Genomic DNA, 22,009 nt, shown 5'->3' with positions numbered 1-22,009 from the left:
GATCCGGCCCGGGCCGAGCCGCCGACATCGACCACCCGAACGCAGCAGACGAAGGAGTCACATGAGCACGCTCGCAGCGCGCCCCGGTGAGGCAGCACCGCGCCCCACCGCCGAGCGCCCGGCCGGCCGCCGCCCCAAGCCGCGGGGACGGTTCACCGGATGGCTGTTCGTCGGCCCGTTCGTCGTCGTCCTGGTCCTGATGCTCATCGTGCCGATCGGCTACGCGCTCTGGCTCAGCCTGTTCCGCGACCAGCTCATCGGTGGCAACCAGTTCGTCTGGTTCGCCAACTACGTGCAGCTCTTCCAGGACGCCAAGTTCTGGTCCGGGTTCGGCCGGGTCGCGATCTTCCTGGTCGTCCAGGTGCCGATCATGCTCGGCCTCGCCCTCGTCGCCGCCCTGGCTCTGGACAGCGCCCGACTGTGGGGGACGAGCTTCTTCCGCATCGCGGTGTTCCTGCCCTACGCCGTCCCCGGTGTCGTCGCCGCCCTGATCTGGGGCTTCATCTACGGCAACCAGTTCGGTCTGACGGGCGCCGCGAACGACGCGCTCGGCATCGACCTGCTGCAGCCGTTCAGCCCGAGCTGGGTCCTGACGTCGATCGGCAACGTGGTCACGTGGGAGTTCCTCGGCTACAACATGCTGATCTTCTACGCCGCACTCCGCACCGTCCCCGGCGAGCTGTACGAGGCGGCCGAGCTCGACGGTGCCGGCCCGATGCGCACGGTCTTCTCGATCAAGCTCCCGGCGCTCCGCGGCCCGATGGTCATCGCCACGATCTTCTCGATCATCGGCAGCTTCCAGCTCTTCAACGAGCCGAACCTGCTCAAGACGCTCGCCCCGAACGTCATCGGCAGCGCCTTCACCCCGAACATGTACGCCTACTCGCTGTCCTTCAGCGGTCAGCAGTTCAACTACTCCGCCACGGTCGCGATCGTGATGGGCGTGATCACCGCGGTGATCGCCTACGTCGTCCAGGTCCGCGGCACCCGCGAGGAGAACCGATGAGCACCATCCAGCACCCCGCCGGGCCCGCAGCGGCCACGGTGACCGAGGCGACCACGACGCAACGTGCGCCGCGCACCCGCTCGATCCGCGCCTCCAGGCAGCTCCGCACCACGGAAGGCGGACGCAAGCCGAAGCGGTCCGGCCTGCTCACCGCGGTCATGGTCGTCTTCGTCGTGTACTCGTTCGCGCCGCTGTTCTACCTGCTCGTGAACAGCACGAAGACGCAGGCGTCGCTGCTCTCCACGTTCGGTCTGTGGTTCGGCGGGGACTTCAACCTCTGGCAGAACATCGTCGACACGCTGACCTACAACGACGGCATCTTCCTGCAGTGGTTCGGCAACACGCTGCTCTACGTCGTCGTCGGTGCCGGCGGGGCCACCCTGCTCGCCACCGTCGCGGGCTACGGCATGGCGAAGTTCCAGTTCCCCGGTCGCCGCGCGGTCTTCGCCGTCGTCCTCGGGGCCATCGCGGTCCCCGGAACGGCCCTGGCGGTCCCGACCTTCCTGCTGTTCTCGCAGGTCGGCCTGACCAACACCCCGTGGGCGATCATCCTGCCCTCGCTGATCAGCCCGTTCGGCATGTACCTGATCTGGACCTACGCGGTCGACGCGATCCCCGCCGAACTGCTCGAGGCCGCCCGCATGGACGGCGCCGGTGAGTTCCGGATCTTCTTCACCATCGCGCTCCGCCTGCTCGCGCCCGGTGTCGTCACCGTCCTGCTGTTCGCGGTCGTCGCCACCTGGAACAACTACTTCCTGCCGCTCATCATGCTGAGCGACCCGAAGTGGTACCCGCTGACGGTCGGCCTGAACCAGTGGAACGCGCAGGCCACCGGGTCCGGCGCGCAGCCGATCTACAACCTCGTCGTCACGGGATCGCTCCTCACGATCATCCCGATCGTGGTCGCGTTCCTCTTCCTCCAGCGCTTCTGGCAGTCCGGCCTCGCGGCCGGGTCGGTCAAGGCCTGACCCCTTGGACGGGAGGCGCGTGGCGACCCCGCCACGCGCCGCCCGGTCCGGCACACAGCAGCACCACCCCCTCCACGAAGAAGTGAAAGGCACTCCCATGAACAAGCGTCTCCGGCGCGGGCTCAGCGCCCTCGCCATCGGCGTCACCGCCGCGATCGCCCTCGCCGCGTGCGCCTCCGGCGGCTCCGGCTCCGGCGGATCGGCCGACGACATCGACAAGGCCCTGCAGGACGGTGGCACCCTGACCTACTGGTCGTGGACCCCGTCGGCGAAGGCCCAGGTCGCCGCGTTCGAGAAGCAGTACCCCAAGGTGAAGGTCAAGCTCGTCAACGCCGGCACCGGTGCTGACCAGTACACGAAGCTGCAGAACACGATCAAGGCCGGCTCGGGCGCCCCCGACGTCGCCCAGGTCGAGTACTACGCCCTGCCGCAGTTCGCCCTGTCCGAGTCGCTGCTCGACCTGTCGAGCTACGGGTTCGACTCGCTCGAGAAGGACTTCGCGAAGAGCACCTGGAGCTCGGTGTCGATCGACGGCAAGGTCTACGGCCTGCCGCAGGACTCCGGCCCCATGGCGCTGTTCTACAACAAGAAGGTCTTCGACAAGCACGACATCGCCGTGCCGAAGACGTGGGACGAGTACGTCACCGCGGCCAAGAAGCTGCACGAGGCGGACCCGAAGGCCTACATAGCGGCGGACTCCGGCGACGCCGGCTTCACCACGAGCATGATCGCCCAGGCCGGTGGCACCCCCTTCACCACCGACGGTGACAAGGTGACCATCAACCTGCAGGACGAGGGCACCAAGAAGTGGACGAGCACCTGGAACGAGCTCGTCGAGCAGGGCCTGCTGTCGAAGACGGTCGGCTGGACCGACGACTGGTACAAGCAGCTCGGCAACGGTGAGATCGCCACGATGATCACCGGCGCCTGGATGCCCGGCAACCTGGAGTCCGGCGTCGCCCAGGCCTCGGGTGACTGGCGCGTCGCCCCGATGCCGACCTACGACGGTGGCACCGCCCAGACCGCCAACAACGGCGGCAGCGCCCAGGTCGTCATGAAGCAGTCGAAGAACCCGGCCCTCGCCGCGGGCTTCCTCAAGTGGCTGAACTCCTCGAAGGAGTCCACGAAGGTCTTCATGGAGTCCGGCGGCTTCCCGTCGACCACCGCTGACCTCGACTCGTCGGCGTTCCTCGACGAGAAGCCGGAGTACTTCGGCGGCCAGCAGATCAACAAGGTGCTCGTCGACGCGTCGAAGTCCTCGGACAACGACTTCACCTACCTGCCGTACCAGGTGTACGCGAACAGCGTCTACGCCGACACCGTCGGTCAGGCGTACGAGAACGGCACCTCGCTCGACGCCGGCCTCGAGGCCTGGCAGAAGGCCCTCGCCAAGTACGGCAAGGACCAGGGCTTCACGGTCTCGTCGAAGTAGTTCGACAGCATCCCCGCGGGGGCCGTGCGGACACGTCCGCACGGCCCCGCTCCACGCCCGGCCCGGCTCCACGCCCGGCCCGGCCGGCAACGAGAGAATGACACCATGCGCTTCGCCATCGGCGACACCGACTTCCTGCTCGACGGCGAGCCGCACCGGGTCCTGTCCGGCGCGATCCACTACTTCCGTGTGCACCCCGACCTGTGGGCCGACCGGATCCGCAAGGCGAAGCTGATGGGCCTCAACACGATCGAGACCTACGTCGCCTGGAACGCGCACGCGCCGTCGCCCGGGGTGTTCGACCTGTCGGGTGGCCTGGACCTCGGCCGCTTCCTCGACCTCGTCGCCGCCGAGGGCATGCACGCCATCGTCCGCCCCGGCCCCTACATCTGTGCCGAGTGGACGAACGGCGGCCTGCCGTACTGGTTGTTCGCCGACGGTTCCGTGGGTGTCCGGCGCAACGAGCCCGGGTTCCTCGCAGCGGTCGAGACGTACCTGCAGCACCTGGCCCCCGTGCTGGTCCCGCGGCAGATCGACCAGGGCGGGCCCATCGTCCTGGTGCAGGTCGAGAACGAGTACGGCGCCTACGGGTCCGACCCCGAGTACCTGCGCGCACTCGAGCAGATGCACCGCGACATCGGGCTGACCGTCCCCTTCACGAGCGTCGACCAGCCGATGGGCACGATGCTCGAGGACGGCTCCCTGCCCTCGCTGCACAAGACCGGTTCGTTCGGCTCACGGTCCGCCGCCCGCCTCGAGCGCCTGCGGCAGGCACAGCCCACCGGGCCCCTGATGTGCTCGGAGTTCTGGGACGGCTGGTTCGACAGCTGGGGCGAGCACCACCACACCACGCCGGCTTCCGCCAGCGCCGAGGACCTGGACGTCCTGCTCGCCGCCGGCGGCTCGGTGAACATCTACATGTTCCACGGCGGCACGAACTTCGGCTTCACGAACGGCGCGAACGACAAGGGCGTCTACCGCCCGATCGCGACGTCGTACGACTACGACGCCCCGCTCGACGAGGCCGGCCGACCGACCGAGAAGTTCCACGCCTTCCGCTCGGTGATCGCGCGCTACGCGCCCGTCTCGCCGCTGCCCGCAACGATGGAGCCGGGTGGGTCGGGTCGCCTCGGTCCCGTGGTCGCGTCCGACGACGGCCTGGAGGCCCGGATCACCCCCGCCACGGACCTCGCCGTCCGTCTGGACCGCGTCGCGTCGCTCCGTTCCCTGCTGCCCACGCTCACGACGTGGTCCGCGCACGACGAGCCGCCGACCTTCGACGCCCTCGGGGCCGCGAGCGGCTTCGTCGCCTACCGTGCCGAGGTCGACCTGCCCGCCGGAGGGGTGCTGACCGTCGGCACCGAGGTGCGTGACCGAGCGATCGTGTCGGCCGACGGTGTCGTCGTCGGGGTCCTGGAGCGCGAGCACCACGACCGCGCCATCACCCTGCCGCCGGTGACCGGCACGCTCGAGCTCCTCGTCGAGGACCAGGGCCGCGTCGACTACGGCATCCGCATCGGCGAGCCGAAGGGCCTGATCGGCGGCGTCTCGATCGACTGCGTCCCGGTCGCCCGGTGGACGGCGTCACCGCTCGCCCTCGACCCCATCGCACCGGCCGCCGTGACCGCGCTGTCCGAGGTCGCTCCGACCGGCGGCGACGTGCTCGCCGGGCCGACGTTCGCAGCTGGCTCGTTCGACCTGGACACCGTGGACGACCGGTACCTGTCGCTCGACGGGTTCCGGAAGGGTGTCGCCTGGGTCAACGGGTTCTGCCTCGGTCGGTACTGGTCGCGAGGCCCGCAGCAGACCCTGGCGATCCCGGGGCCGGTGCTCCGCCACGGTCGTAACGAGCTCGTCGTGCTCGAGCTGCACGCCGCCGCGTCCCGCACTGCGTGCCTGCTCGTCGAGCCTGATCTGGGTCACACCGAGGCCTAGTCGGGCGCGCGGCCTGGTCGAATCGGGCGTACCTGGTCGAATCGGGCGTCCCTGGTCGGAAGTTTCGACCAGGTACGCCCGATTCTGCTTTCCATCGCGGGCGTCATGGGAAGGATCAGTCGCGGTCGAGAGCGTCCAGGTCGGCGAGGGCCTGCTCGGCATCGGCGATCCGGTCGGCCTCGGGGCGGGTCCACCACTCGGGGCCGCGTTCGCCCAGGCCGCGCTTGGCCAGGCCGTTCCGGTGCCGGGCCGCCGCCAGGGCCTCGTCGTCGCCCGCGCGCTTCGCGGTCTTCACGGCGTTGCGCCCGCGCCCAAGGTGGGAGCGGAGCGCGGCGGCGAGTTCCTCGGGCAGGGCGGGGTCGGTGCGGCGCCAGCGTCGGCCGTCCACGACGAAGAAGTGGTCGTCGGGTTCGGCGGTCATGGTCCGAGTCTGCACCGTCGGTGGTGCCGGGTAGACAGGAGCCGATGAGCCACGAACGCGTCCGCCCGATGCTCGACGTCCGACGCATCTACGCCGAGCCGGCCGCGCTCGAACTGCAGCGCGGGCAGGAGATCGTCGGGCGCTGGCCGGACGCCGAGATCGTCCCGGTCGAGTCGCACTGGAACATCCCCGAGGTGCACGGCGACGAACGGAACGTCCAGCGCTGGGTGCGGATCAAGACCGAGGCGCTCGTGCTCGGCGTGAAGAAGTCGTTGGTGACCCGGCCGAACGGTCGCTCCGCCGACTTCATCGCACCGTCCACCGCGAACGGCTGCGCGATGGCGTGCGCCTACTGCTACGTGCCGCGGCGCAAGGGCTACAGCAACCCCGTGACGGTGTTCGCGAACATCGACCAGATCACCAAGCACGTGGCGCGGAACATCGCCAAGCAGGGGCCGAAGACCGAACCGAACCAGTGCGACCCGGAAGCCTGGGTCTACGACATCGGCGAGAACAGCGACTGCTCGGTCGACGCGATGATCAGCGACAACGTCCGCGACCTCTGCGACCTGTTCCGGATGACCCCGACGGCCAAGGCCTCGTTCGCCACGAAGTACGTCAACCGCGACCTGCTCGACTGGGACCCGATGGGTCGGACCCGGATCCGTTTCTCGCTGATGCCGCACGAGACCGCGAAGGTCACCGACATCCGTACGAGCCCCATCGCCGAGCGCATCGCCGCGGTGAACGACTTCGTCGACGCCGGCTACGAGGTCCACCTGAACTTCTCGCCGGTCATCCTCACGCCGACGTGGGAGTCGGACTGGGCCGAGCTGCTCCGGCAGGTCGACGACGTGCTGTCCCCGGGCGCCAAGGCGCAGCTCGCGGCCGAGGTGATCTTCCTGACCCACAACCAGCCCCTGCACGAGGTCAACCTCGGGTGGCACCCCAAGGCCGAGGACCTGCTGTGGCGTCCGGACCTGCAGGAGCAGAAGGTGTCCCAGAACGGTGCCGTGAACGTGCGCTACCGGTCCGGCATGAAGGGGCAGCTCGTCGAGCGCTTCCGCGAACTCGTGGCCGAGCACCTGCCGTCCTGCCGGATCCGGTACGCCTTCTGACCGGCCCCCGACGGATCAGGGGATGAGGCGGTCGGCCCGGTACCGGGCGAACAGGTCCGCGAAGGCCTGCTCGGTCCGGCGGAACGCCGTGAACCCGGCGTCGCGGCTCTTCCCCATGTCGGTGACGACCTCCATCGCACGACCGAGGTCGGCGTCGGTGTGCCACCACGAGGCGAGCCGGGTGATGTCGGCCTCGGCGAGACCGTGGCGCTCGGCGATGCCGGCCCACTCGGACTCGTACGGCGCCATCTGCTCCTCGAGCGGTCGTGGAGCGTCCTCGTAGCCCACGACGCGCGCGGAGTCGACACCGAGGTGCGCGGCCAGGCGCGGCCACATCCAGCGCCACCGGAAGACGTCACCGTTGACGATGTTGAACGGCTCGTCGGCACCCTCGGGTGACGTCGAGGCCCACACCATGTGCTCGGCGAGGATGCCGGCGTCGGTCATGTCCGTCAGGCCGTTCCACTGCGCCTCGCTGCCCGGGAACACGAAGTCCAGGTCGAGTTCCTTCGCCAGCGTGGCCTGCACGGCGAGTGTGAGGCCCATGTTCATGGCGTTGCCGACCGCGTGTCCGATCACGGTGTGCGAGCGGTGCACGGACCAGGTGAACCCCTGGCGTTCGGCGGCTGCGAAGAGCTCGTCCTCTTGCGCGTAGTAGAAGTTCGGGGTGTCGAGGCGCGGTTCCTCCTCGTGGAAGGGGGTGTCGGGCATCTCGCCGGCGGCGTACGCCTCGAACGGGCCGAGGTAGTGCTTCAGGCCGGTGACCAGGGCGACGTGCTCGAGCGGAGCGTGCGACAGCGCCGCGAGCAGGTCGCGGACCATGCCGCCGTTGACGCGGATGTTCTCCGCCTCGGTGTCCTGCCGCTGCCAGGCGGTGAAGAAGACGTGGGTCGGGTGCTCGTCGGCGAGTGCGGCCGCCAGGCTCTCGGGGTCGCGCAGGTCGGCCGCGACGGTCCGGACGCCCTGTTCAGCGAGCGGTCGGCGGGAGAGCGCCGTCACGTCCCAGCCCAGGTCGAGCAGGTGGCGCACCAGGGCGGAACCGGTGATGCCACTGGCTCCGACGACCAGGGCTTCGCGGCGGGCAGAGGTCTGTTCGGTCGATCCGGTTGCAGTCATCCTTCGATGCAACCGACGTTGGACGACACGTGTTCCCTCCCCGCGTCCCGTCGCGCGCCGAGTGTGCACTAAAACGCACCACATGTACCGCTGATCGGTACACTTCTTGCGGAGGCATCGACATGCAACTCGTGAAACCACTCGCCACACTGCTGGGGGCCACGCAGGCTGACGCGCTCCGCGTCCTCGCCCGGACCGATTCCGGCATGACCGGACGCCAGGTGGCGCGGGTCGCGGGCGCTGCGCAGCACACCGGCATCAAACGCGCGCTCGACAAGCTCGAGGCAGCAGGGCTCGTGCAGGTCGAGCGCGGTCTGCAGCACTCGGCCTACCGGGTCAACCGGGAACACCTGCTCTGGCCAGCGGTGGAACTCGGCCTCGAAGCAGGCGACGAACTCGAACGTCGGATCGGCGCCTACGTCGAGTCGGCGCAGGCCGGGGTCCTCTCGGTCTCGATCTTCGGGTCAGTCGCGCGGGGCACCGCGACGCCGGCGTCCGACCTGGACCTCCTCGTCGTCTTCGAACAGACCGTCGACACCGACGTCGTCGTCCGCCTCGGTGACCTCGTCCGGCGGTGGACCGGCAACGAGTGCCAGGTGTTCGACGTGACCCGCGCTGATCTCCGTCGGTTCGTTGCCGAGGGAGACCCGCTCGTCGGGTCGTGGCGAGACGACGCCCGGACAGTCTTCGGCGAGGAGATCAGGACGTACATCTGATGGGCACCCGCGTGCGCGCCGTCGACAGGGCCGCAGTCGTGATGCGCCGAGACGAAGCGCAGGCCTACCTCGAGGTCGCGCTCCTCTCCGTCGAGTCCACGAGTCACGCGGACTGGAAGGCCGCCGGTGCGAACGCTGTGCTGGGCGGGATCGCGGCGTCGGACGCGATCTGCGGTGCGATCCTCGGCCACCACCACCTCGGCGACGACCACGCCGCCGCTCGTCGGCTGCTCGACACGGCCTGCGCACCGGACACCCGACCCGGCCTGCACTTCAAGCGCCTGACCGATGAGAAGACGAACTTCCAGTACTCGACGTCGCGTGTGACCCAGGAGAAGACACGGGTGCTGGTGACCGCGCTCGAACGGCTCATCCGCACGGTTCACGAGCGCACCTGAAACAGGCGCGCGGCGAACCGGGATCACCGCGGACGGCGGATGCGGATCGGGCCCTTGGCGGTCGACGGGTCGACGACCGACCCGCCCTGGGTGATCTCGACCTCGCCGCGCGCCACCATGCGCCGGGCGGCTCGACGTGCCGGCTCCATCAGCGGTCGCCAGTCGTCCGGGTCGAGTGAGCGTGCGACCTCGGACGGGCAGATGCTCGAGGTCCGCGCCCGTGCCGCGAGCAGTTCGTCGATGCGCTGCTCCAGAGCCCGGTCGGTGTCGTCGAGACCGTGTCGGCGGCAGGCTCCGGAACACCACTTCGCCTCCGGCGCCGCGGAGGACGGCATCCGTCGACCGCACGAGGCACAGGTCCGTTCGGCGTGTGCCGACTCCGATGCCGACGCATCGGCTTCCGTCCTGATCGCCCGTCCCATGGCCCCATCCTCGTCCTGCTCGGCGGGGCGGCACACAGCGACCACGCACACGGTCCAGGTGCGCCTGGCAGCATCGGAGCGGTGAACCCCGACACCGCCCCCGCCCGTCCGTCCGAGCCGGCCTGGGTCCAGCACGTGATGTGGTGGCACGTCTACCCGCTCGGCTTCGTCGGCGCCGAGGTCCGCCCTGCGTCACCGGTGGGGGAGCGTCCGCTCGAACACCGCCTCGACCGCCTGACCGGGTGGCTCGACCACGTCGTCGACCTCGGTCTGAACGGGCTGTTGCTCGGCCCGGTGTTCGCGAGCTCGACCCACGGCTACGACACGGTCGACCACTTCCGCATCGACCCGCGCCTGGGCGACGACGCCGACTTCGATGCCCTGGTCGCCGCGGCGCACGAGCGGGGCGTGCGGGTGCTGCTGGACGGGGTGTTCAACCACGTCGGCCGTGAGCACCCGGCGTTCCGTGCGTTGTCGGACCAGGGCCCGGAGGCGCCGACCGCCGACCTGTTCGCCATCGACTGGTCCGGGTGGCAGCCTGGGCAGCCCGTGCCCGTCGGACTGTTCGAGGGCCACGACATCCTCGTCGCGCTCGACCACGACAGCCGTGCCACCGAGGACCTCGTGGTGGAGGTGATGACGCACTGGCTGGCCCGCGGCGTCGACGGTTGGCGGCTCGACGCGGCGTACGCGGTGCCGCCGGCGTTCTGGGCGCGGGTGCTGCCGCGGGTGCGGGAGCGGTTCCCCGACGCCTGGTTCAGCGGCGAGGTGATCCACGGCGACGCGGCGGCGATCGCACGCGACTCGACGATGGACTCGCTGACCCAGTACGAGCTGTGGCAGGGGATCTGGCACGGCATCGCGGACCGCAACGGCCACGAGCTCGCGCACGCGATCGAGCGGCACGACGCGCTGCTGGCCACCTTCGCCCCGACCACGTTCGTCGGCAACCACGACGTCACCCGGATCGCGAGCGCGGTGGGGGAGCGGTTCGCCGGGCACGCCGCCGCGGTGCTGTTCACGGTGGCGGGGACCCCCGTGGTCTACGCGGGCGACGAGTACGGCTGGACCGGGGTGAAGGAGGAACGCGAGGGTGGCGACGACGCGGTCCGCCCGGAGTTCCCGGCCGAGGTGCCGGCGCCGACGGACCTGACCCACGCGCACGAGGCGCTCATCGCCCTGCGCCGCCGGAACCCGTGGCTGCACCGCGCGCACACCGACGTCGTGCACCTGACCAACACCGCCGTGGTGCTGCGGACCGCGACGGCGGACGCCGCCGTGGTGACTGCCCTGAACCTGTCGGGCGACCCCGTCGAGGTGCCCGTGGCCGACGCGACGCAGGTCGAGGCGGGCGGGGCCGATCTCGGGGACGGGACCCTGCGCCTCCCGGCCGGGGGTTGGGCCGTCCTGTCGCGTTCGTGAGCAGAAACGGTCGGGTCCCTATCGAGGACCCGACCGTTTCTGCTCACCAAGCGAACACGCGAACGCGCGAACGCGAGCACGCGCGCGAGCGCACGCGCTACTTGCGCGCGGACGCCGCCCGGCGCTTGTTGAACACGTCGAACGCGACGGCGGCGAGCAGCACCAGGCCCTTGATCAGGGACTGGAACTCGGTGCCGACACCGAGGATCGACATGCCGTTGTTCAGCAGACCGATGATGAGACCACCGACGATGGCGCCCGGCACGGTGCCGATGCCACCGGTGACGGCAGCGCCACCGATGAACACCGCGGCGATGGCGTCGAGCTCGAAGCCGTTGCCCGCGCCCGGTGCCGCCAGGTTGAGCTGGCCGGTGAAGACCACGCCCGCCAGGGCCGAGATGACACCCATGTTGACGAAGAGCAGGAACGTGACGCGCTTCGTCTTCACACCCGACAGCTGCGCGGCCAGGGCGTTGCCACCGATCGCGTAGATGTGGCGGCCGAACACCGCGCTCCGCATGACGACCGAGTAGATCACCACGAGGGCACCGAGCACGACGAGCACGATCGGGGTGCCGTTGTAGCTGGCGAGCAGGAGTGCCACGTAGATCACGAGCACGGCACCGAACGCCGTCTTCACGATGAACCAGGCGAACGGCTCGCTCTCGAGCTGGTACTTGCGACGCGTGATGCGACCGCGGAACGCGGCGATCACCATGACGGCCGCGGCGGCGAAGCCGAGGATCATCGTGAGCGGCTCGTACCCGGTGGTGCCGAAGGACGGCAGGAAGCCGGAGCCGAGCGAGCGGAAGCCGGCGGGGAACGGCGAGATCTGCTGGTTCTGCAGGACGATCTGGGCCGCGCCGCGGAACGCGAGCATGCCCGCCAGCGTCACGATGAACGCCGGGATCCCGAAGTACGCGATCCAGAAGCCCTGCCAGGCGCCGACGAGTGCACCGACCACCAGGCAGAGCACGACCGCGATCGGCCACGGGATGTTCCACTGCGTGATCATCACGCCGGCCATGGCACCGGTGAAGGCGACCACCGACCCGACCGACAGGTCGATGTGTCCGGCGATGATGACCATGACCATGCCGATGGCCAGGATGAGGATGTAGCTGTTCTGGACGATCAGGTTCGAGACGTTGATCGGGGCCAGCGTGATGCCGTTCGTGGTCACCTGGAAGAAGATGACGATGACGATCAGCGCGATGAACAGGCCGATCTGTCGGAGCTGCCCGGTGAGGTAGCCGACGGCGGACTTAAGCGCGTTCATTGACAGGGGTCTCCCGTTCCTGGGTCATGTACTGCATGAGGACCTCGGGCGTCGCCTCGGCGCGCGGGACGTCGGCCGTGATGGTGCCCTCGGAGAGGGTGTAGATGCGGTCGCAGATGCCGAGCAGTTCGGGGAGCTCGGAGGAGATCACGATGACCGCCTTCCCCTGGTCGGCGAGCTGGTTGATGATCGTGTAGATCTCGTACTTCGCGCCGACGTCGATGCCGCGGGTCGGCTCGTCGAGGATGAGCACGTCGGGGTCGGCGTACATCCACTTCGACAGGACGACCTTCTGCTGGTTCCCGCCGGAGAGCTTCCCCGTCACGACGTCGACGTTCGGCGCCTTGATGTTCAGGCTCTTGAGGAACTGGGTCGCGACGGTGGTCTCCTCCGAGGAGTTCACGAAGCCCCAGTTGGCGAGCTTGCCGAGTGCCGACCCGGAGATGTTCCGCTTGATGTCGTCGATCAGGTTCAGGCCGTAGCGCTTGCGGTCCTCGGTGACGTAGGCGATGCCGTTGTCGATCGCCTGCGAGACGGTGTGCGTCTTGATCGGGGTGCCGCGCTTGTAGACGGTGCCGCTGATGCCGGTGCCGTAGGACTGACCGAAGACGCTCATCGCGAGCTCCGTGCGGCCGGCGCCCATGAGCCCGGCGATGCCGACGACCTCGCCGGCGCGGACGTTGAGGTTGGCCTGGTGGATGATCTCGCGCGACGAGTCGAGCTGGTGGTGGACGGTCCAGTCCTCGATCCGCAGCAGTTCCTCGCCGATGACGGGGTTCTCGCGCTCGGGGTACCGGTTCGACAGGTCGCGGCCGACCATCCCGCGGATGATCCGGTCCTCGGACACGTCGTCGGCCCGCATGTCGAGCGTCTCGATGGTCTTGCCGTCGCGGATGATCGTGACCTTGTCCGCGATCGCCTTGATCTCGTTGAGCTTGTGGCTGATGATGATCGCCGTCATGCCCTCGGCCTGCAGCGAGCGGATGAGCTCGAGCAGGTGCGCGGAGTCGTCGTCGTTCAGCGCGGCGGTGGGCTCGTCGAGGATGAGGAGCTTCACCTCCTTCGAGAGCGCCTTCGCGATCTCGACGAGCTGCTGCTTGCCGACACCGAGGTCGACGACCTTGGTGACGGGGTTGTCCTTCAGCCCGACGCGCTTGAGCAGCTCGGCGGCCGTCAGGTTCGTCTTGTTCCAGTCGATGAAGCCGCCCTTGGACTGCTCGTTGCCGAGGAAGATGTTCTCGGCGATCGACAGGAAGGGGCTGAGCGCCAGCTCCTGGTGGATGATGACGACGCCCGCAGCCTCGGAGTCGTTGATGTTCGCGAACCGCACGGGTTCGCCGTCGAGCAGGATCTCGCCGTCGAAGGAGCCGGCCGGGTAGACACCCGACAGCACCTTCATGAGCGTCGACTTGCCCGCGCCGTTCTCGCCGCAGATCGCATGGACCTGGCCGCGCTCGACCTCGATCGAGACGCCCTGCAGGGCCTTGACGCCGGGGAACGTCTTGGTGATGTCCCGCATCTCGAGGATGGTGTCCGCCATGTGGACGCCTTTCCGTCGTGCGCGCGTGCGCGCGCTGGTGGAGACGGACTGGAGGCGCGGTGCGGGCTGGCACCGCGCCTCCGGTCCGTGAGATGGGCCTGACTACTTCAGGTCGGCTTCGGTGTAGTACCCGGAGTCCACGAGGACTTCCTTGTAGTTGTCCTTCGTGACGACCGTCGGCTGGAACAGGAAGGTCGGGACGACCTTGACCTTGTTGTCGTAGCTCTTCGTGTCGTTGACCTCGGGGTCCTTGCCGGTGAGCAGGTCCTCGGCCATGGTGACGGACTGCTTGGCGAGCTTGCGGGTGTCCTTGTAGATCGTCGAGTACTGCTGGCCGGCGATGATCGACTTGACCGAGGCGGCCTCGGCGTCCTGGCCCGTGACCGTCGGGAGCGGACGGTCGCTCGTGCCGTACCCGGCGCCCTGGAGTGCCGAGATGATGCCGATCGAGATGCCGTCGTACGGCGAGAGCACGCCGTCGAGCGTGGTGCCGCCCGAGTAGGACTTCGCGATCAGGTTCTGCATGCGGGCCTTGGCCGTGGCCGGGTCCCACTGCTGCGTCGCGGCCTGGGACAGCTCGTCCTGGCCGGACTGGATCTTCAGCGTGCCGTCCGCGAGGTACGGCTTGAGCGTCTTCATGGCGCCGTTGAAGAAGAACCCGGCGTTGTTGTCGTCGAGCGAGCCGGCGAAGACCTCGATGTTGAAGGGGCCCTTCTCGCCGGTCTTCTTGCCGTCCGCGTCGAGCACGCCCAGGCCGGTGAGCAGGCTGTTCGCCTGGTCGACGCCGACCTTCTCGTTGTCGAAGGACACGTAGTAGTCGACGTTCTTGTTGCCGGTCAGCAGGCGGTCGTACGAGATCACCTTGATGCCGGCCTTGGCGGCCGCGTCGAGCTGGTCGGAGAGCGCGCCACCGTCGATCGACGCGATGATCAGGACCTTCGCGCCCTTGGTGATCATGTTGCTGACCTGCTGGGCCTGCTGCTGGACCTTGTTGTCGCCGTACTCGAGGTCGACCTTGTAGCCGGCCTTCTCGAGGTCGCTCTTGACGGCGTTGCCGTCCTTGATCCACCGCTCGGAGACCTTGGTGGGCATGGCGACGCCGACGAGGGCGCCCTTGTTGTCGCCGCTGCCGCCACCATCGGTGGACGCACGGCCGCCGGCCGAGCAAGCGGCCAGCGAGATCGCGATGCCGACGGCTGCGACGCCCGCGATGATCCTGCGCTTCATCATCGAAGTACCTCTGTTCCTTCGCGTCGTCCTCGACGCGGTCGGGTGCCGGGGCTGCTGTGCCCCGTGGGATGCGCTCGTGTGAGCGCTCACATCTTGTGGGTTCCGTGACGGGGTGTCAACTCAACACCGCCGTTTCGTGATCTTGCCGCGGCGACCGGACCGAGCGGTACGGTTGGCGCGTGAGCACCACGACCGCCCCCGAGGGCAGGGGCGGCAAGCGCCGGAAGGCCCCGACGATCTTCGACGTCGCCGAACGCGCCGGCGTGTCCCACCAGACCGTCTCCCGCGTGATCAACGGCGATCCGACCGTCCGCGAGCAGTTCCGGACGCAGGTCACCGACGCCGTCACCGAGCTCGGGTACCGGCCCCGCGCCGCCGCCCGGGCGCTCGCCGGTGGGCGGAGCAAGGCGCTCGGCATCATCACCGCCGGCGACGCGCTGTACGGCCCGTCGAGCACCTCGATCGGCTTCGAACGGGCTGCCCGCTCCGCCGGGTACCACGTGCTGCTGTCGACCCTGCCCGAGGAACCGCGGCCGTCCGACCTGTCCGGGGCGCTCACCACGCTGCTGGCGCAGGATGTCGCCGCGATCGTGCTGGTCGCCGCCGACAACCGGGTGCTCGACGCCCTCGCCTCGCTCACCGTGCCGGTCACGGTGCCCGTCGTGGTGTCGAACGCCGTGCAGCGCGACGCCGTCCGGACCCCGGTCGCGCCGAGCGTCGCCGCCGTCGCCATCGACCAGGCGGCCGGCACCTCGCTCGTCATGGAGCACCTGTTCGACCGCGGACACCGCCGGATCGTGCACATCGCCGGGCCGCACGTGTCGCAGGAGTCCGAGGTGCGTCGCGCCACCTACGTGCGGATCATGCAGGACGCCGGGCTCGAACCGGTCGTGCTCGAGGGTGACTGGACCCCGGCGAGCGGCTTCGCGGCCGCCCGGCACATCGACGTGGGGACGGTCGACGCGGTCTTCGCGGGCAACGACCAGATGGCCCTCGGGGTGCTGCACGCCTTCGCCGACGAGGGGCTGCGGGTCCCCGACGACATCGCGGTCGTGGGGTTCGACGACGTCCCGGAGGCCGCGCACTTCACGCCGCCGCTGACCACTGTGCGGCAGGACTTCCGGGCGATGGGGGAGCGGGTGCTCGACACCGTGCGGGCCCTGGTCGAGGGGGAGCCCCGCGACGAGACGCTGCTCGCGCCCGAGCTGGTGGTGCGGCGCAGCACGTAGCGCCCCCTCGCACCGTGCGGCGGTGTGCGGGTGGTGCGAGGTTCTCCCGTGCGCGGGCCCGCGGCGCACGGCGCAGCGTTGTGCGGCCGGTGCGAGGTTCTTCCGTGCGCCGGCCCGCGGCGCACGGTGCAGCGTTGTGCGGCCGGTGCGAGGTTGATCGCTCGGTGCGGCGCTACAACCCCGCACCGAGCGGTCAACCCCGCACCGGCCGAGGGGCCGCGCACGGTGCGAAGCCGCGGTCAACCCCGCACCGGCCGAGGGGCCGCGCACGGTGCGAGACCGCGCGCGACCCCGAGCTGACCCGACCGTCAGCCCTTCAACGCCCCGGACGACAGCCCGGCGACGTAGAACCGTTGCAACCCGACGTACAGCGCGATGCACGGGATCATCGCCACCACCGACCCGGCGACGAGGTTGCCGTACGACACCTGCCCGTACGCCCCGGTCTGCAGGTTGAGCAGCGCGACCGGCAGCGTGTACAGCGAGTCCTTCGTCAGGAACGTCAGGGCTCCGAGGAACTCCGTCCACGACGCCAGGAACGCGTAGAGCGCCGCGGTCGCCGCCCCCGGCAGGAGCAGCGGGCGGAGCACCGACACGACGACCCGGAAGCGCGAGGCGCCGTCGACGAAGGCCGAGTCCTCGAGCTCGGTGGGGATCGACTCGAACGCGTTCCGCATCACGAACACCCCGAACGGCAGGTTCACGGTCGTGTAGAACAGCACGAGCCCGAGCAGCGAGTTCGTCAGCCCCATCGCGTTCATCTCGAGGTACAGCGGCGTGAGGATGGCCTGGAACGGCACCATCATCGTCAGCAGCACCAGGCCGAACACGAGCCCGGCGCCCCGGAACCGGAAGCGCGCGAACCCGTAGCCCGCCATCGTCGCGATCACCGCGGTCAGCACCGCCGTGGCGATCGACACGATGAGCGAGTTCACGACGCCGGTGAGCAGGTGCGACGACGAGGCGAACACTGCGGCGAAGTTCTGCCACCCGAGCTGGAAGAACGTCGCCGGGTCCGGGGCCTGCGTGATGACGGCCTCGGACTGGAACGCCCGCAGGATCGACCAGATGAGCGGGACGCCGAAGACGAGCGCCGAACCGACGCCGGCGATCGCGTACAGGGTGCGCTTGACGGTGGTGTCGCGCGGGTGCTGGACGCTGCCCTGCTGGTGGCGCCGACGTCGGCCGTCGCCCGTGGTGGTCAGGGTCCTGGTGGACAGGTCCGGCGCCGCGAGGGCCGCACGGGAGGTCGTGGTGCTCATGGCGTCAGTCCTTCTCTCGCAGTGCCCAGAACTGGAACACCGTCACGGCGGCGATCACCACGACGAGGGCGATCGACTGGGCGGTCGCTGCCCCGAGCTGCAGGTTCACGAACCCGCGGTTGTAGATCGCGTTCACGATCGTGGTGGTCTCGGTGCCCGGCCCGCCCTGGGTCAGGATGTAGAACTGGTTGAACGCCAGCAGCGACCCGATCACCGAGATGATGACGCTCAGCGCGACGGTCGAGCGGATCATCGGGAACGTGATGAGGCGTTCGGTCTGCCACCAGGAGGCCCCCTCGAGCTGCGCCGACTCGTAGACCTCGTCGGGGACGCCCTGCATGGCCGACATGAGCAGCACCATGGTCAGCCCGGACACCGCCCAGACCACGAGCACGCAGATGAGCAGCGTCGCCAGCGGGCCGTTCACGAGCCACGCGGTGCTGCCGTCGGTGATCCCGAGCCAGCGGAGCACCATGTTGACGGCCCCGGAGTTCGGCTGCGCCTCGAGCACGAGCATGAACGAGAGCGTCGTCAGCCCGACCACGTACGGCAGGAAGAACACCGTCCGCAGGATCGTGCTGCCACGGCGACGTGCGCGGACGAGCACGGCGAGGAAGTACCCGAGCGCCAGGATCGGCAGGGTCACGATCGCCGTGTACAGCAGCGTGTAGCCGATCGCGTGCACGAACGTCGGGTCCTGGAACAGCGTCAGGTAGTTCTGCAGCCCGATGAACCGGTACGGGCCGATCAGGGGCCAGTTCGTGAACGAGATGTAGAGCGCGAACACGAGCGGGACGAGCACGAAGACGGCGACGAACAGGATCGCCGGGGCGACGAGGACGGCGCCGGTGCGCGGCGGGTGGGTGAGCGAGTTGCGGGTCCGGACGGAGCCGCCACGCCCCGGGCCGCGGCCCACGGTGGGACGGCCCGGGCCGGTCCGGCCGGCGGGGCGCCGGGTGGAGATGGTCGACATGCGTGCACCTCTCTGTGCATCAACAAGAGCGAGACGAGCGGGACGAGCGGAGAAGACAGGCAGGCCTGCTCAGGCCTGCACCTGGTCGAGGATCCGCTGGTAGTCGGACTGCGCCGTCCGCATGGCGGCAGCGCTCCCCGACCCGAACACGGCCTCGCGGAACATCGCGAAGTACGGCGACGACGGCTGGTTGTTGAGCAGGTTGTACGCCAGCGTCTGCGGCGCGTAGCCCTTCTCGATGGCGTCGAGCGGCCCGTACGCCAGCGGGAACCGCTTGCGGTACTCCGGGGTGGCGGCGTCGGACCGCGTGGGGAAGTACCCGCCGTCCGGCAGCGCCTGCTGCTGCTGGAGGCCGTTCGCGTACTGCATGAACGCCCACCCACCGGACGGGTTCGCCGCCCCGTTCGGGATGCACATGTTGTCGCCGCCGTCGAAGAACGACCGCTGGCCGTCCCACGACGGGATGAGCACCGTCTGCATCTTCGCCCGCATAGCCTTGGTGGCCGCGGGCACGGTCGCCCCGTACGAGGTCGGGAAGATCCCCACCTTGCCGGCCCGGAAGTCGGCACCCCACGTGGTGCCGGCATCGGAGTACGTCGCCTTCGACAGCACACCGTCCTTCCACAGCTGCCGGTAGAACTCGAGCATGCGTTCGAGGGCCTCGTTGCCGGTGATGTTCGGCCGCTGGGATCCCACCTCGCCGGTCATCATGTCGACCCCGGTCGCCCAGACGTGCGGCTGCGTGACGAAGCCGATGATGCCGGCGGCGTTGCCGGAGATCGACCAGCCGTACACGTCGTCGTCGAGCTTCCGGATGGCCTTCGCCGCGTCGAGCAGCGTGGACAGGTCCTTCGTCGACTCCTCGACGTCGAGGCCCGCACGCTCGAACAGCTCGGTGTTCACGAACAGCTGCGAGTTGTCGGCCAGGTAGGGCAGGCCGTAGTAGCGGTCGCGGTACTCGAGCAGGCGCAGGTGCCCCGGCGAGATCGCATCGAAGTAGTCCAGGTCCTTGACCACGTCGGTCAGGTCGGCGAACGCCTCGCGGAAGATGAACAGCTGCGAGTTGATGTCGTCGATGTCGACGACGTCCGGCGGCTCACCCCCGCGGATCGCGGTCGCGAGCTTGGTCACGTACTGCGCGTCCGGCACGGGCGTCAGCTGGACCTGCAGCGCCGGGTTCGCCTTGTTGAACCCGGCGACGGCCGACGTCAGGCCGGCCTGGGTCGCCGACCGGCACCACACCTGCACGGTGCCGGTCGCGTTCTTCCCGAAGCTCGCGGGCTTCGCGACGACCTTCGGCAGGGTGCCGGAGCACCCGGCCAGGGCGAGGGCTGCCCCGCCGGCGACGCCGCCGACGAGGAACGCTCGGCGGTCCACGCCGGTCACCGCGCCAGCGGGAGCCAGACGCGCATCGGCGCGGCTCCCCGGTTGGCCCACGCGTAGTACGGGACGGCGATCGCGGTGACGTCGCGACCGGCCTGGAGGCCCGTGGTGGCGCCCTGCGGACCGGCCACGTCGTCGACGCTGGTCGCGTTTCCTGCGTGATCCGATCCTCCAGACCGGGTCGCGTCCAGCCGCTGGTACGGCCAGGCCGGCTGCACGTGCTCGGCCGGCGCGTGCCCCGGGATCCGCAGCGTGACGACGCCGTCGAGCAGGTCGTCGCGGCGCTCCTCGGTGATCGGCGCGTCCGCGTCGACCGTCAGGTCGTCGACCGTGAAACCCCGCTGGTCCGCCTGCTCGACCGCGTACACGAGCGGGCCGCGCTCGATCGCGACCTGCCCGCGCGCGGCGTCGATGCGGGCGTCAGCGACGTAGCGGTGCGGCGTCGTGTCGAAGACGAGCTCGACGGTGTCGCCCGCCGACCACTCGCGGTCGACGACGTGCAGCGTCCCCGCCGCAGGGTTCGCGGACCCGTCAGGACCCGTGACGGTCGTGGTGTCCGACCAGGCCGGGATGCGCAGGCCCAGGGCGAGCGGACCGTCCTCGGTGACCGTGACGCGGACGCGGCCGTCGTGCGGGTAGTCGGTCTCGACCCGCACCGGGCCGAGGTCGGCGGTGGCGTACTGGTGGACCTGCAGCCCGCCGTCGGTCGCGGTCGCCAGGTAGCCGTCGAGGCTCGCGAAGGTGCGCATGATGTTCGGCGGGCAGCAGGCGCAGTCGAACCAGCCGCGGCGCCCGTGGGCGGGGGAGCGGTTCTCGTCCTGGTGGGCGTGGTCGCGCTGCTGGAGCGGGTTCACGTAGAAGTACTCGGTGCCGGCCAGGCTCACCCCGGCGAGGAACGCGTTGTAGAGCAGGCGCTCGATCGCGTCGGCGTAGACCGGCTTGCCGGTGGCGAGCAGCAGCCGCCAGGCCCACTGCACCCCGCCGATGGCCGCGCAGGTCTCGGCGTAGCCGCGGTCGGTCGGCAGCTCGTACGGGTCGCCGAACGCCTCCCAGTCCCAGCGCGCCCCGAGGCCGCCGGTGATGAAGGCCTTCGTCGCCATCATGTCCGCGAACTGCGTCTCGCTCGCGGCGAGGAGCTCGGTGTCCCCGGTCTCGATCGCGACGTCCACGGCACCCGCAGCCAGGTACACGGCGCGCACGGCGTGGCCCTCGACCGTCGTGGCCTGCCGGCTCGGCACCCGGTCGGAGAAGTACGTCGGCTCGCCGCCGGCGCGCTCGATGATGCCGTGCCCGCGGGCGTCGACGAACCAGTGCGCCAGGTCGAGGTAGGCGCGGTTGCCGGTCTCGCGGTACAGCTCGACCAGGCCCATCTCGACGACGGGGTGGCCGTCGACGTCGCGCCTCTTCGGCGTGCCGTCCGGTGCGGTGCCGTCGCCGAACGTGCGGACCAGGTGGTCGGCGTTCTTGATCGCGACCTCGAGCAGCCCGGTGTCGCCCGTCGCACGGTGCTGGGCCACGGCCGCCTGGTACAGGTGCCCGGCGCAGTACATCTCGTGGCTCCACTTGAGGTCCGTGTACCGCTCGCCCTTCCCGCGCACCTGCTGCACGGAGTCCAGGTACCCGTCGTCGGCCTGTGCCCGGGCGTACAGGGCGGTGACCTCGCGCTGCAGGTCGAGCAGGTCCTCGGCGGGCGCGCGGCCGTACTCCCACGCAACGGCCTCGAGCCACTTCGTCACGTCGGAGTCCATGAAGATCGGGCCGACGGCCTCGCCCTCCTCGAGTCCCGCGGCGATGCGGAGGTTGCGGAAGTTGCCGGCCGTCTCGAGCTGCTGGTAGCCGCTGCGGACGGCGTCGCGGCCGTTGCGCTCCTGGCGGAGCGCCCAGAAGCCGCCGGTGATCCGGGCGTCGCCGGTCGGCAGCGGCCGGAGCGTCAGGCGGGCGTCGGCGGTCGGGAGGACCGGGGTCGCGGTGTGCGCGCCGCGATCGGTCGCGAGCGTGGTGGTCATGTCGCCTCCTTGCGATGTGACTGGCACCGTCCGGATGGAGCTAGCCATCCGGAAAACGGTTTCTGCGGTGGACGCTACGACACGGGGCGCACGTCGCGCAAGAGCATTCCGGCGGTTTTGTGTAAGGTCATCGGCACGTCCTGGTCGTCGGAA

The 22,009-nt window shown here is 69.7% G+C and carries 19 protein-coding genes; 9 read left to right on the top strand and 10 right to left on the bottom strand.

All coding sequences use genetic code 11. The annotated features are described in order from the left end of the window. Positions 1 to 61 precede the first annotated feature (61 nt). The 4 genes from DEJ02_RS09765 (at position 62) to DEJ02_RS09750 (ending at position 5,341) form a co-directional block, all read left to right on the top strand. Positions 62 to 1,006 (top strand): carbohydrate ABC transporter permease, encoded by a 945-nt coding sequence (locus tag DEJ02_RS09765; protein WP_027466150.1) that lies wholly within the window; start codon positions 62 to 64, stop codon positions 1,004 to 1,006. After that, positions 1,003 to 1,974, top strand: a complete 972-nt coding sequence (locus DEJ02_RS09760; RefSeq protein ID WP_111032862.1) for a carbohydrate ABC transporter permease — start codon at positions 1,003 to 1,005, stop codon at positions 1,972 to 1,974. Before DEJ02_RS09765 ends, DEJ02_RS09760 begins: the two co-directional genes overlap by 4 nt. 97 nt (positions 1,975 to 2,071) lie before the next feature. Next, positions 2,072 to 3,406 carry a sugar ABC transporter substrate-binding protein gene (locus DEJ02_RS09755; protein WP_181242986.1) on the top strand — a complete coding sequence of 445 codons (1,335 nt, stop codon included), beginning with the start codon at positions 2,072 to 2,074 and terminating at the stop codon, positions 3,404 to 3,406. 105 nt (positions 3,407 to 3,511) lie between these two features. Next, positions 3,512 to 5,341: a beta-galactosidase family protein gene (locus tag DEJ02_RS09750; protein ID WP_111032861.1), complete on the top strand. Its 1,830-nt coding sequence runs from the start codon at positions 3,512 to 3,514 to the stop codon at positions 5,339 to 5,341. A gap of 115 nt (positions 5,342 to 5,456) precedes the next feature. On the opposite strand, the gene DEJ02_RS09745 is transcribed toward DEJ02_RS09750, so the two are convergent. Then, the gene (locus DEJ02_RS09745) at positions 5,457 to 5,762 is read right to left on the bottom strand and encodes a biopolymer transporter Tol (protein WP_111032860.1); all 306 of its coding nucleotides are present in this window, start codon (positions 5,760 to 5,762) and stop codon (positions 5,457 to 5,459) included. A gap of 44 nt (positions 5,763 to 5,806) precedes the next feature. On the opposite strand from DEJ02_RS09745, the gene DEJ02_RS09740 reads away from it, so the two are divergent. Beyond that, positions 5,807 to 6,880: a spore photoproduct lyase family protein gene (locus DEJ02_RS09740; protein ID WP_111032859.1), complete on the top strand. Its 1,074-nt coding sequence runs from the start codon at positions 5,807 to 5,809 to the stop codon at positions 6,878 to 6,880. A gap of 15 nt (positions 6,881 to 6,895) precedes the next feature. On the opposite strand, the gene DEJ02_RS09735 is transcribed toward DEJ02_RS09740, so the two are convergent. Then, the gene (locus tag DEJ02_RS09735; protein WP_111032858.1) at positions 6,896 to 7,996 is read right to left on the bottom strand and encodes an SDR family oxidoreductase; all 1,101 of its coding nucleotides are present in this window, start codon (positions 7,994 to 7,996) and stop codon (positions 6,896 to 6,898) included. A gap of 122 nt (positions 7,997 to 8,118) precedes the next feature. On the opposite strand from DEJ02_RS09735, the gene DEJ02_RS09730 reads away from it, so the two are divergent. Both DEJ02_RS09730 and DEJ02_RS09725 read left to right on the top strand, forming a co-directional pair. Then, positions 8,119 to 8,712, top strand: coding sequence for a nucleotidyltransferase domain-containing protein (locus tag DEJ02_RS09730; RefSeq protein ID WP_111032857.1), 594 nt, complete (start codon positions 8,119 to 8,121; stop codon positions 8,710 to 8,712). Further along, positions 8,712 to 9,110 (top strand): hypothetical protein, encoded by a 399-nt coding sequence (locus tag DEJ02_RS09725; RefSeq protein ID WP_111032856.1) that lies wholly within the window; start codon positions 8,712 to 8,714, stop codon positions 9,108 to 9,110. The genes DEJ02_RS09730 and DEJ02_RS09725 overlap by 1 nt, the downstream gene beginning before the upstream one ends. A 23-nt stretch (positions 9,111 to 9,133) precedes the next feature. On the opposite strand, the gene DEJ02_RS09720 is transcribed toward DEJ02_RS09725, so the two are convergent. Beyond that, entirely contained in the window at positions 9,134 to 9,445 is a 312-nt protein-coding gene (locus DEJ02_RS09720; protein WP_197068669.1) for a DUF3253 domain-containing protein, read from the bottom strand. 168 nt (positions 9,446 to 9,613) lie between these two features. Here DEJ02_RS09720 and DEJ02_RS09715 point away from each other — a divergent pair, with 168 nt between their 5' ends. After that, positions 9,614 to 10,954: an alpha-amylase family protein gene (locus DEJ02_RS09715; RefSeq protein WP_375342365.1), complete on the top strand. Its 1,341-nt coding sequence runs from the start codon at positions 9,614 to 9,616 to the stop codon at positions 10,952 to 10,954. A 97-nt stretch (positions 10,955 to 11,051) separates the two neighbouring features. Here DEJ02_RS09715 and mmsB read toward each other — a convergent pair whose 3' ends face one another. The 3 genes from mmsB to chvE form a co-directional block, all read right to left on the bottom strand. Continuing rightward, on the bottom strand, positions 11,052 to 12,233 hold the full coding sequence (gene mmsB / locus DEJ02_RS09710; protein ID WP_027466160.1) for a multiple monosaccharide ABC transporter permease: 1,182 nt from the start codon (positions 12,231 to 12,233) through the stop codon (positions 11,052 to 11,054). Continuing rightward, a complete protein-coding gene (gene mmsA / locus DEJ02_RS09705) occupies positions 12,220 to 13,773 on the bottom strand; it encodes a multiple monosaccharide ABC transporter ATP-binding protein (RefSeq protein ID WP_027466161.1) in 1,554 nt (517 codons plus the stop codon). Before mmsA ends, mmsB begins: the two co-directional genes overlap by 14 nt. A gap of 102 nt (positions 13,774 to 13,875) precedes the next feature. Next, entirely contained in the window at positions 13,876 to 15,003 is a 1,128-nt protein-coding gene (gene chvE / locus DEJ02_RS09700; RefSeq protein ID WP_111032855.1) for a multiple monosaccharide ABC transporter substrate-binding protein, read from the bottom strand. Between the two features lie 179 nt (positions 15,004 to 15,182). Here chvE and DEJ02_RS09695 point away from each other — a divergent pair, with 179 nt between their 5' ends. Next, positions 15,183 to 16,232, top strand: a complete 1,050-nt coding sequence (locus tag DEJ02_RS09695) for a substrate-binding domain-containing protein (protein ID WP_111032854.1) — start codon at positions 15,183 to 15,185, stop codon at positions 16,230 to 16,232. A 308-nt stretch (positions 16,233 to 16,540) separates the two neighbouring features. Here the strand turns inward: DEJ02_RS09695 and DEJ02_RS09690 are convergent, their stop codons facing one another. The 4 genes from DEJ02_RS09690 to DEJ02_RS09675 all read right to left on the bottom strand — a co-directional run bounded on the left by DEJ02_RS09690 (position 16,541) and on the right by DEJ02_RS09675 (position 21,856). Next, positions 16,541 to 17,494 carry a carbohydrate ABC transporter permease gene (locus DEJ02_RS09690; protein ID WP_111032853.1) on the bottom strand — a complete coding sequence of 318 codons (954 nt, stop codon included), beginning with the start codon at positions 17,492 to 17,494 and terminating at the stop codon, positions 16,541 to 16,543. A 4-nt stretch (positions 17,495 to 17,498) separates the two neighbouring features. Further along, positions 17,499 to 18,467, bottom strand: coding sequence for a carbohydrate ABC transporter permease (locus tag DEJ02_RS09685; protein WP_071247863.1), 969 nt, complete (start codon positions 18,465 to 18,467; stop codon positions 17,499 to 17,501). Between the two features lie 69 nt (positions 18,468 to 18,536). Further along, positions 18,537 to 19,853: a sugar ABC transporter substrate-binding protein gene (locus DEJ02_RS09680; protein WP_258378710.1), complete on the bottom strand. Its 1,317-nt coding sequence runs from the start codon at positions 19,851 to 19,853 to the stop codon at positions 18,537 to 18,539. Further along, a complete protein-coding gene (locus DEJ02_RS09675; protein WP_111032851.1) occupies positions 19,850 to 21,856 on the bottom strand; it encodes a glycoside hydrolase family 127 protein in 2,007 nt (668 codons plus the stop codon). The genes DEJ02_RS09680 and DEJ02_RS09675 overlap by 4 nt, the downstream gene beginning before the upstream one ends. Between the last annotated feature and the right edge of the window lie 153 nt (positions 21,857 to 22,009).

It is taken from the genome of Curtobacterium sp. MCLR17_042, assembly GCF_003234695.1.
GTDB lineage: Bacteria > Actinomycetota > Actinomycetes > Actinomycetales > Microbacteriaceae > Curtobacterium > Curtobacterium flaccumfaciens.
This window is presented reverse-complemented; position numbering and strand designations above follow the sequence as displayed.